At 43.8% G+C, this 6591-nt stretch carries 6 protein-coding genes and 1 riboswitch; of the genes, 3 read left to right on the top strand and 3 right to left on the bottom strand.

The window, feature by feature from the left end:
* Nucleotides 1-135 precede the first annotated feature (135 nt).
* The 3 genes from ahpF to ACPW7N_RS20045 all read right to left on the bottom strand — a co-directional run bounded on the left by ahpF (nucleotide 136) and on the right by ACPW7N_RS20045 (nucleotide 3514).
* Entirely contained in the window at nucleotides 136-1665 is a 1530-nt protein-coding gene (gene ahpF, locus ACPW7N_RS20055) for an alkyl hydroperoxide reductase subunit F (protein WP_425652973.1), read from the bottom strand.
* A gap of 13 nt (nucleotides 1666-1678) precedes the next feature.
* Nucleotides 1679-2242, bottom strand: a complete 564-nt coding sequence (gene ahpC / locus ACPW7N_RS20050) for an alkyl hydroperoxide reductase subunit C (RefSeq protein ID WP_425652971.1) — start codon at nucleotides 2240-2242, stop codon at nucleotides 1679-1681.
* Nucleotides 2243-2773: 531 nt separating this feature from the next.
* Nucleotides 2774-3514 (bottom strand): SDR family NAD(P)-dependent oxidoreductase, encoded by a 741-nt coding sequence (locus ACPW7N_RS20045; RefSeq protein ID WP_425652969.1) that lies wholly within the window; start codon nucleotides 3512-3514, stop codon nucleotides 2774-2776.
* Between the two features lie 119 nt (nucleotides 3515-3633).
* Between ACPW7N_RS20045 and ACPW7N_RS20040 the strand changes: the two genes are divergently transcribed.
* The 3 genes from ACPW7N_RS20040 to ACPW7N_RS20030 all read left to right on the top strand — a co-directional run bounded on the left by ACPW7N_RS20040 (nucleotide 3634) and on the right by ACPW7N_RS20030 (nucleotide 6590).
* Complete coding sequence (locus ACPW7N_RS20040; protein ID WP_425652967.1) at nucleotides 3634-4548, top strand: LysR family transcriptional regulator; 915 nt, start codon at nucleotides 3634-3636, stop codon at nucleotides 4546-4548.
* 36 nt (nucleotides 4549-4584) lie between these two features.
* Nucleotides 4585-4768: riboswitch (Lysine riboswitch) on the top strand.
* Between the two features lie 114 nt (nucleotides 4769-4882).
* Nucleotides 4883-5722, top strand: coding sequence for a transporter substrate-binding domain-containing protein (locus tag ACPW7N_RS20035; protein WP_425652965.1), 840 nt, complete (start codon nucleotides 4883-4885; stop codon nucleotides 5720-5722).
* Between the two features lie 127 nt (nucleotides 5723-5849).
* Nucleotides 5850-6590 (top strand): amino acid ABC transporter permease, encoded by a 741-nt coding sequence (locus ACPW7N_RS20030; protein ID WP_425652963.1) that lies wholly within the window; start codon nucleotides 5850-5852, stop codon nucleotides 6588-6590.
* Nucleotide 6591 lies beyond the last annotated feature (1 nt).

Here is a 6591-nt window from a genome sequence, read left to right as displayed (position 1 = left end):
GTCCCATTTTGGCCATAACGAAAAACACCCCCTATAGTGTATCCATCGGATAAAAACACGTGGTGTTTTTCCAATGTCCACTATAAGGGGTGCACTTCATAGCGCAGCGACTTTTATCGATTCTACTTTTCATTACTAATTCCGAATCAAATAATCAAACGCACCCAAGGATGCATTCGCACCTGATCCCATCGAAATAATAATCTGCTTGTACGGACTGTCTGTGCAGTCACCTGCAGCAAACACGCCAGGTACGTTTGTAGCGCCATGTCGATCGACGAGGATCTCACCCATGCGATTGCGCTCGACTGTACCTTCTAACCAATCGGTATTTGGTACAAGGCCGATCTGTACAAATACACCCTGCAATTCAACATGCTTAACTTCTCCTGTGTCACGCTCAATGTAAGAGATACCGTTTACCTTATCAGTACCAGTAATTTCTTTGGTTTGAACGTTCTTGAGAACAGTTACATTAGGCAGACTGTAAAGACGTTTTTGTAAGACAGCATCGGCTTTCAGCTCTGGCATAAACTCAAGAACCGTTACATGGTTCACAATACCTGCAAGATCGATGGCTGCCTCGATACCGGAATTACCGCCGCCAATAACAGCTACGTCTTTTCCTGCAAACAAAGGACCGTCACAATGTGGGCAGTAAGCTACACCCTTGTTCTTGAACTCTGCTTCGCCGGGTACATTCACGTTGCGCCAACGAGCACCTGTTGAAATGATCACAGTCTTGCTCTTTAGAACAGCACCGTTTTCGAGTTCAACTTCGATGAGGTCTTTTTTGGCTAAGCTCTTGGCACGCTGTAATTTCATTACATCAATGCCGTACTCTTTCACATGCTCTTCCAGGCTAGCTACGAGCTTAGGACCCTCTGTGTATTTCACACTAATAAAGTTCTCAATACCCACGGTGTCCATGACCTGACCGCCAAAGCGTTCAGCCACAATACCCGTGCGGATGCCTTTACGAGCTGCATAGATTGCCGCACTAGCACCGGATGGGCCTCCCCCAACAACGAGAACATCGTATGGCTCCTTGTCGGTAAAATCGGAAGCATCTGGAGCAGTACCTAGCTTAGCGAGAATTTCCTCAAGTGACATACGACCACTGCCGAAGAATTCAGCATTCAGGTAAACAGATGGCACGGCCATGACGCCTTTGCCTTCTACTTCTTCTTTGAACGCTGCACCGTCAATCATGGTATGGGTAATGCCAGGATTGAGGATACTCATCAAGTTCAGCGCTTGAACCACATCTGGGCAGTTGTGGCAACTTAAGCTAACATAAGTTTCAAAATGGTATTCGCCTTTGATGTTTTTAATTTGATCAATGACGTCTTGTTCCACTTTTGGAGCTCTACCACTCACCTGCAGCAGCGCTAATACTAATGAAGTAAATTCGTGTCCCAGAGGAATACCGGCAAAAGTTACTCCGGTATCTTCCCCTACACGATTCACGCTAAAGCTAGGCGTTCTTGATAATTTTGTTTTTTCTACGGTAATTCTGGACGACATACTGGATATTTCATCCACTAAGGCCAGCATGTCAGTCGATACCTGATCGGAGTCTGCGCTAACCTTGAGTAGCACGTCGCCTTCCATAAGCTGTAAGTATTGGTTTAATTGTGCCTTAATATCAGCATCCAGTCTCATCTTTCGTTACCTCTTAAATCTTTCCTACGAGATCCAGGCTTGGCTTCAGTGTTTCAGAACCTTCCTGCCATTTCGCTGGGCAAACTTCACCTGGATTGTTGCGTACATATTGTGCAGCTTTGATTTTGCCAACAAGAGTGCTAGCGTCGCGTCCGATACCACCAGCGTTGATTTCAACAGCTTGGATAACACCGTCTGGATCGATGATGAAAGTACCGCGATCAGCAAGACCAGCTTCCTCGATCAATACATCGAAGTTGCGGGAAATCGTGTGGGAAGGGTCACCGATCATCACGTAAGTAATTTTGCCAATTGCTGGTGAGCTGTCATGCCATGCTTTGTGTGTAAAGTGGGTATCAGTGGAAACGGAATACACTTCAACTCCGAGTCCCTTCAAAGTTTCATATTGGTTTTGAAGATCTTCCAACTCGGTTGGGCAAACGAAAGTAAAGTCTGCAGGATAGAAGCAAACTACACTCCATTTTCCTTTAAAGTTAGCTTCTGTAACTTCAACAAATTTGCCATTGTGGTAAGCTTGTGCTTTAAACGGTAATACTTCTTTTCCAATAAGTGACATAATCAAAATTCCTCCTAATTTATGGTTTTTATGAATATCAAAAGATGCTTTAAACCTCATTTGTAATAATTCTAATTACATACTTATTATTAAAAAGAAATATGTACTTTGTCAAGTACAATGTACAAACTTATTGTGATTTGACTGAATGAACTCAGAATCGATGCTACATTTTGCTGACAACAACACAGTAAACACAATACTTACAAAGGTTTGCTTGATAAGCAGGCTTTCTCCCATATTACTGGTATTTCCAAAAGTGCATTAAGGTATTATGAGTCGAAATATTTACTTTGTTCAATCGCTAGGAACACTTCCGAGCCCATAAAAAGCTCTAATTAAATATATACCTGGCAATGATATGATTAATGCACAAAAAAGAGACGCTGTTATTTGGCAATGAAAAATCCCCTCTGATGAAAGGATAAGTCCACCATGAGGGGATATTACTGATAGCAGTCTCGCTGTGTTGCTCTCCAATAACTTGTGGGCCTGACGAAGATTCTCTGGCGTCATGCCTCAAGATACTGTTCACAAAGTCTGACCACAGTCGACAGTAATGATTTGTCCAGTTATTGCTTCCTGCTCCAAGGTTGTGCAGATCATCGCTGCAATATCTTCGGGAGTGGCTATCCGCTGCAAAGGAAGATGAGGAGCGAGACGGTTCATTTGATCTTCCCTGCCTGCCCACCATCTTGTTGCCACAGCTCCGGGCACGATACAGTTTACTCTAATCTCAGGAGCAAGTGTGCGTGCCAAGGACTTGGTTAGCCCATGAACGGCTGCTTTGGACACGGCGTAAGGAAGCGAAGAGCCTAATCCGGTTTGTCCGGCTATACTCCCAAGATTGACAATCGCACCTTGCTGATTCTTTTTCATGTAGGGAGCAACCGCTCGTGTGCAATAAAACATGCCCTTTACATTCACATCGAACAATTCGTCCCATGTTTCCTCTGTTACTGCCTCCAGGTCATCCATCGGAATATGCCGGGTGATACTGGCATTATTCACGAGCAAATCGACCGTACCGAACTGCTGCACCACCGTTTGGACCATCAATCGGACTTCGTTGTCACGGGAAACATCCGCTTGTATCGCAAGGGCCCGTCCCCCCTCATCAGTGATCTGACGCACTGTTTGTTCTGCATCCGAATGGGAACGGGAATAGTTTACGATAACAGTAGCTCCCCGTTTTGCTAGTTCGAAACTGGTTGCTCTCCCAATTCCCGTACCGCCGCCCGTTACAATTGCCACCTTGTTTTGTAGCTTCATCATTACCACCCCTCGGTTGAGTTTGATGATGTCATTGTAATTCGCATTTTGCTATTTGTATAATTGAACTAATTGAATAGTTAGTTCAAAATTATTGAATTGTTGCAGGGGGACGGAACGTGGATCTTAAGACCTTAAAAACATTTCAAATGATCGTGAAATACGGGAGCTTTAACCGGGCAGCACAAGAAATGAACTATGTACAATCGACAGTCACAATGCAAATCCAGAAGCTTGAATCTGAATTGGGTGTTCAGTTGCTGGTACGTGGCAAAGAAATCAGCCTGACGGAAGCAGGTAGGCTGTTTTACGACCAGAGCTTACAAATCGTAAAGAATATGGAGCAACTTCAGACTAGCTTATTGGATTTGAAATCAGGTGAAGCTGGACATATTCGTATTGGGGTAACGGAGCCAACTGCCAGCTACCGTTTGCCTGGTATCCTGAGTAAGTTTATATCTATGTACCCGAATATCCGCATTTCCGTCGAAATCTCGAACACCCCGGTCCTTAGCAAGCGGATTATCAAAGGAGAAATCGATTTTGCACTTTCTACGGCACCTGGCTTGGGGTCTGATTTATATTTTGAGTCATTATTTCAGGAAGAGTTCATAGCATTACTGCCAGAGAATCATCCACTTGCCAAGAAAGAACTGATTGTACCGGAAGATTTACTGGGGTATCGTCTACTCGTCACATCAGTGACTTGTCCATATCGTAGGAAATTGGAGATGGTACTACAGGAAAAAGGGATTGTTACTCTCGATACGATGGAGATCGGGAGTATGACGGCATTGAAATATTTTGTAGAAAGCGGGTTAGGGATCGCACTTATCCCAAAAATTATGATGGAACCAGAAATGAAGGGGACAACGGTCAGGATAATCAGTGGAAGCCTCATACACATGACATTTGGGATCTTGTGCAAGGAATCGGACTACCCATTCCAACTGGCGAGTCAAAAGCTTTATAACTATCTAAAGAAGGAATTAGGAAGTAATGCCCAGGTTGACAGAATGTATCGAACATTGTAAACTCAAGAACGTAATTGAATAAGACCTCACTTACATCAGTGAGGTAGAGGCGCGATATTTAACAGTCTTTAGTGGAGTTCGAGAAAACGATGATACTAAAGAGAAGGAAATGTCGCCGAAGCTTGTAATATTTCTCCGTATTACTTGCTGGGTCTGCAGTTAAGAGCTGCAGGACTGTCTCAATAAATTACCCGATTTATTGAGTTGTGCTATCTCATTTGGGAAAAGAGAGGTATTTGGGCTACTATGTATTTTAGTGCGACCTGAGTCTATCTCAGGTCGCTTTTTGCTTTGTAAAAAAGCAACAACCAAAAAACAAAGGGAGAGAAAAAATATGAAAAAGTCACCAATGATTGCATTGTTTCTTTCAGCCATTATGCTCTTAGCAGGATGTGGGACAAGTGGTGCTCCTGCATCTACACCTGCACCTGCAGAGGAAGGTAAAACATTCAAGGTAGGTATGGAAGCGGGTTATGCCCCATTTAACTGGACGCAAATGGATGATTCCAATGGTGCCGTTAAAATCGAAGGCAATGCAGAATATGCTGGTGGGTATGATGTAGAAATCGCTAAAAAGATTGCTACTGCTCTTGGTAAAGAATTAGTGATTGTGAAAACGGAATGGGACGGCCTAGTACCAGCATTAACTTCAGGCAAAATCGATGCGATTATCGCAGGGATGTCTCCAACCGCAGAACGTAAACAAACGATCGATTTCTCAGACAACTACTATAAATCCAATCTCGTGATGGTTGTGAAAAAAGGCGGAAAGTATGAAGGGGCTACTTCCATCCAGGACTTCAACGGAGCAAAAGTAACAGCTCAATTAAACACTTTCCACTACTCCGTCATCAGTCAAATTCAAGGGGTAGCTCAGCAGCCTGCGATGGACAACTTCCCAGCGATGAGAGTGGCGCTTGAGTCAGGGATGATTGATGGATACGTTTCTGAGCGTCCGGAAGCAGTCAGTGCATCCGCAGCAAACCCGAACTTTGCAATGGTAGAATTCAAAGAAGGCTTCACAACCTCTGAAGATGATACAGCAATCGCTGTGGGTATTGCCAAAGGCAGTGAATTAACGAAGAAAATCAATGAAGTGCTAGCAGGTATCTCAGAACAAGATCGTACAAGCTTAATGGATACTGCTATTAAAAATCAACCAGCAGCAAAATAATGCTTTGTAGTGAAACCGGCTGCACCATCATGCAGTCGGTTTTATGCTGATTGGCTGATGATGGACTCGACAACACCTTCGGAAAGGCTTCAAGCGAAGTGTTTCTGAATGAAATTGGAGGTAAAAGATGAGCTTTGAGTGGATTGTAAAAATCATAGCTGAAAATTGGCCCATGTTCCTTCGTGGAGCCGGGATGACATTACTAATTGCTCTGATCGGAACGGTATTGGGGGCAATCATTGGTTTACTGGTAGGGATTATCCGTACGATTCCTGCTCCTGAACGAGGGGCGAAAAAAGGTATTCTCAAAGTGGTGAATGCCATTCTCACAATTTATATTGAATTCTTCCGGGGAACCCCGATGATTGTGCAGGCGATGGTCATTTATTATGGTTCTGCCCTGGCCTTTGGGATTGATATGGACCGAATTGCTGCAGCAATCATTGTCGTAGCGATTAACACTGGAGCGTACATGGCAGAAATCGTTCGTGGGGGGATTGTATCCATCGATAAAGGGCAATTTGAAGCGGCCCATGCAATCGGGATGAATCACGTTCAAACGATGGTGAATGTCGTATTGCCACAAGTGGTTCGAAATATTTTGCCAGCAACAGGTAATCAATTTGTCATTAATATCAAGGATACTTCCGTATTAAACGTCATTTCCGTAACCGAATTGTATTTCACAACGAAATCCATTGCGGGGAATAACTTCCGATATTTCGAATCGTTTTTCGTTGCGTGTGTTGTTTATTTCATGATGACCCTGCTTGTCACTTGGGTTTTGCGTTATTTCGAGAGAAAGCTAGACGGCCCTGACAGTTACACGATGATCGATCATCACGTGCAGGTAGAAAGTACGAAATAAT

The organism is Brevibacillus nigriterrae (genome assembly GCF_049846925.1).
GTDB lineage: Bacteria > Bacillota > Bacilli > Brevibacillales > Brevibacillaceae > Brevibacillus_H.
The sequence above is the reverse complement of the archived record's forward strand: the minus strand, read 5'-3'. Positions and strand labels throughout refer to the sequence as shown.